Annotated in this window: 4 protein-coding genes and 1 pseudogene; 2 read left to right on the forward strand and 3 right to left on the reverse strand. The window is 49.9% G+C overall.

The genetic code is table 11. From position 1 onward, the window contains the following. Positions 1-300, reverse strand: a 300-nt coding sequence (locus PLA23_RS12320) for a hypothetical protein (protein ID WP_324475372.1), incomplete at its 3' end; no start/stop codon positions are given. 63 nt (positions 301-363) lie between these two features. Between PLA23_RS12320 and PLA23_RS12325 the strand changes: the two genes are divergently transcribed. Then, complete coding sequence (locus PLA23_RS12325) at positions 364-1,158, forward strand: class I SAM-dependent methyltransferase (RefSeq protein ID WP_324475373.1); 795 nt, start codon at positions 364-366, stop codon at positions 1,156-1,158. A 24-nt stretch (positions 1,159-1,182) separates the two neighbouring features. Here the strand turns inward: PLA23_RS12325 and PLA23_RS12330 are convergent, their stop codons facing one another. After that, the gene (locus PLA23_RS12330) at positions 1,183-1,365 is read right to left on the reverse strand and encodes a YHS domain-containing protein (RefSeq protein ID WP_007313850.1); all 183 of its coding nucleotides are present in this window, start codon (positions 1,363-1,365) and stop codon (positions 1,183-1,185) included. A 247-nt stretch (positions 1,366-1,612) separates the two neighbouring features. Between PLA23_RS12330 and PLA23_RS12335 the strand changes: the two genes are divergently transcribed. Continuing rightward, positions 1,613-2,299, forward strand: a complete 687-nt coding sequence (locus tag PLA23_RS12335; RefSeq protein WP_324475374.1) for a B3/B4 domain-containing protein — start codon at positions 1,613-1,615, stop codon at positions 2,297-2,299. A gap of 61 nt (positions 2,300-2,360) precedes the next feature. Here the strand turns inward: PLA23_RS12335 and PLA23_RS12340 are convergent. Beyond that, positions 2,361-2,750: pseudogene (locus PLA23_RS12340) on the reverse strand (oligosaccharyl transferase, archaeosortase A system-associated); the annotation flags it as partial.

The following is a 2,750-nucleotide window of genomic DNA, read 5'->3' on the forward strand; positions in this document are numbered from 1 at the left end:
GTTATTCGCTTCAACAACATCTTTTTCAAAACCGTGACTGGCAGGGAAAGTCGTGGACGGGGTAGGGGTCTCCGATACGGATGGAGCAGTAGTCTGACCATGAGGGGAGGGGCCTGGTATTCCGGTGCCGGTACACCCGGCAAGGACTAAAGCAAGCATGCAGAAAGATGCCAGTGCGGCGATGGCTGCAGGGGTTGAATTCATGCATGCGTCTTGTGACCCACGGGGATTAAACCTGACGATGACTGCGGATTTTTTGGAAGTCATTGAGGGGGGGGTGGAACCCGTACGTCCAAACATTCTTCTTTCCTGCTCTGCATATTTTTTCCGTAAACGTTCACGAATCCCTTGGAGAACCGCATCATGGAACGATATGAGTGGAATCCCGCTGATTACGCGGCGCATTCCCGGGCCCAGTACTGGTGGGCAGAGGAGATGATCGGGAAACTTGATCTGAATGGAACAGAATCCATTCTCGATATCGGATGCGGCGACGGGAAAGTCACGGCCCTCCTTGCCTCCCGCGTTCCGCAGGGGAGTGTAACGGCTATCGATAACTCAGCATCCATGATCAGACTTGCCAGGGAAAAGTATCCCCGCTCCCTGAATCCAAACATCACGTTTCTTGAAATGGACGCACTGGATATCCCATTTATAAACCAGTTTGATCTTGTATTCTCAAATGCAGCCCTTCACTGGGTTCCGGACCATGCGAGGATGCTCCGGGGAGTCTTCCGATGCCTGAAAAGCAAGGGAAGGGTCTTCTTCCAGATGGGGGGTCATGGGAACGCGAGCGATATCCTGAACCTGGCTGACGCTATGATCCATTCAGATCCCTGGAAAGACTATTTCATGGATTTTTCGAACCCCTATCGTTTCTTCACGGCCGGTGAGTACAGGGTGCTGCTCGGGGACGCAGGCCTCATTCCGATCAGGGCGGAACTGATCCCAAAAGACATGGTTCAGGCAGGAAAAGAAGGGCTCTCAGGATGGATTCGGACAACGTGGCTTCCCTATACAGGGAGGGTTCCCGTTTCCGGGAGGAATCGCTTCATCTCTGACCTTGCAGAATCGTATCTTGAACGATATCCACCGGATTCAAAAGGCCTTGTTCATGTCAGGATGGTCCGGCTGGAAGTGGAAGCCCACAAACCATGAGAGCCCGAAAAGGGGGAGATATTCCTAACAGCTGATATCAGGCCCGATATCCAGTGACCGGGCAAGTCTGGCATACCGGGCAGGATCTTCCTCAAACTTCTTTTTGCAGAACTCCGAGCAGAAGAAGAATTCCTGCCCACGGTATGAACTCCGGATGGTCGCTTCATCCTCGTCGACTACCATGTAACAGACAGGATCAGTTGGCATTTCCCTGCACCTCTCTCTTTTATTCCGGGCGTTATATTATCTGATAACCAATATAAAAATAACGCTCCTTTCATCGTGATTTCATGATTGGAAGAAGAGGAAAGGACCGGGCAATTTAACATAAAAAACTGTTCCCTGAATTTTTGATTAATCCGTGAAGAATCGGAAGGTGAATCAATATTTTCTAACCCCATCATCACTCATCAGAACAGAACAGTATTTTTAGCACAATTCAGAGAAGGTATGCATGGACTTTCACAAGGATATACCGGCCGCCTTTCCCGGTCTCTGTGTTGTCGAAGGGACGATCAGGTCCATCGATAATACAGGAGAAATCCCCCGGTTCGATGCACTCAGGGAAGAGATTGTAATTAGGATACGGTCCCGCTATACCCTGGAACAGGTAAAGGACGACCCGCTCTTCAGGGCATACCGGGATTTCTTCTGGAGGGTCGGGGTAGACCCTACGAAGACACGTCCTGCATCAGAAGCACTCGTCAGGAGGATCCTGTCCGGAAAGGATCTCCCCCTGATCAACCCGGTCGTGAACATGTACAACCTTGCATCAGCCGAAACTGGCATCCCGATTGCGGCATTTGACGCGGACAGGCTGGAGGGGGATCTCACCATGAGATTTGCCCGGGAAGGGGAAGAGTTTCTGGGCATAGGGATGCCAAAACCCATCCTGCTCCGTCAGAACCAGGTCGTCATTGACGATGGCAGGAGTGTCATCGCGGTTTATCCCTACAGGGACTCGGATGCGACCAAAGTAACCCGGGAAACGAAAAACATCCATCTCGTAACCTGCGGTGTACCGGGGGTATCCCCGGAAAAGGTAATCGGAGCATACCGCCTGTGCTCAGGGTATCTGGAGAGATTTACAGGAGGAACTGCAACATGTACGGGTATTTTCCCACCACAGGATAGCTATTGATGAACTACCTGAATCATTCTCCCTCGATTGATATGCGAAAAATATTTTGTCTTTTATCTTTTTATTGGGTAATTTGTCGCCCCCACTTGACATCACGTTCACTTACAGCAAATTCCCTGCCCGTTTCCACAATGTGATATTTTCCCTTAGTTCTAACCCCAAAAGTATTTTCTTCCGTTGAATAGGGAACGATAAATTCACCGTTTTGACTCTTCTGCTGATAGATAAATTCCCTGCCTGTGTTTGTTATCATCTCAACCACTATTGTCCCTTCTCCCGGAATCCGAGCACCCGGAACATATTCAAAGACTTTGATATACGGCACCCTGAGGAGTCTGGGGTCTGAATCCGGTGAAAACAGATGGGAACTATTCATGGAAGACTCGTAGATTAACCTGAAGTGTCTTAAGGCCGAAACGTCATCCACGGGATCCAGAACATAACCCCCAAG

The sequence above is a fragment of the Methanospirillum sp. genome (assembly GCF_035406105.1).
Lineage (GTDB): Archaea > Halobacteriota > Methanomicrobia > Methanomicrobiales > Methanospirillaceae > Methanospirillum.

Coding starts and splice junctions, on each gene's coding strand:
- PLA23_RS12325 (WP_324475373.1), top strand. CDS start 364: ATGGAACGATATGAGTGGAATCCCGCTGATTACGCGGCGCATTCCCGG.
- PLA23_RS12330 (WP_007313850.1), bottom strand. CDS start 1,365: ATGCCAACTGATCCTGTCTGTTACATGGTAGTCGACGAGGATGAAGCG.
- PLA23_RS12335 (WP_324475374.1), top strand. CDS start 1,613: ATGGACTTTCACAAGGATATACCGGCCGCCTTTCCCGGTCTCTGTGTT.